Annotated in this window: 1 rRNA gene; it reads right to left on the reverse strand. The window is 47.9% G+C overall.

The window, feature by feature from the left end:
* A 23S ribosomal RNA gene (locus PMAN_RS00010) occupies nt 1-631 on the reverse strand; the annotation flags it as partial.

Genomic DNA, 631 nt, shown 5'->3' on the forward strand with positions numbered 1-631 from the left:
TACTTTACGGTATTCGGAGTTTGCAAAGGGTTGGTAAGTCGGGATGACCCCCTAGCCTTAACAGTGCTCTACCCCCGTAAGTATTCGTCCGAGGCTCTACCTAAATAGATTTCGGGGAGAACCAGCTATCTCCCGGTTTGATTAGCCTTTCACTCCTAGCCACAGGTCATCCCCTAACTTTTCAACGTTAGTGGGTTCGGTCCTCCAGTTGATGTTACTCAACCTTCAACCTGCCCATGGCTAGATCACCGGGTTTCGGGTCTATACCTTGCAACTATTCGCCCAGTTAAGACTCGGTTTCCCTACGGCTACCCTAATCGGTTAACCTCGCTACAAAATATAAGTCGCTGACCCATTATACAAAAGGTACGCAGTCACAGAACAAGTCTGCTCCTACTGCTTGTACGTACACGGTTTCAGGTTCTATTTCACTCCCCTCACAGGGGTTCTTTTCGCCTTTCCCTCACGGTACTGGTTCACTATCGGTCAGTTGGGAGTATTTAGCCTTAGATGATGGTCCACCTATATTCAGTCAAAGTTTCACGTGCTCCGACCTACTCGATTTCACTTAAAATGTCTTTTCATGTACGGGACTATCACCCTGTATCGTGGCACTTTCCAGAGCCTTCCA

The sequence above is a fragment of the Pseudoalteromonas marina genome (assembly GCF_000238335.3).
In the GTDB taxonomy this organism is placed as follows: domain Bacteria; phylum Pseudomonadota; class Gammaproteobacteria; order Enterobacterales; family Alteromonadaceae; genus Pseudoalteromonas; species Pseudoalteromonas marina.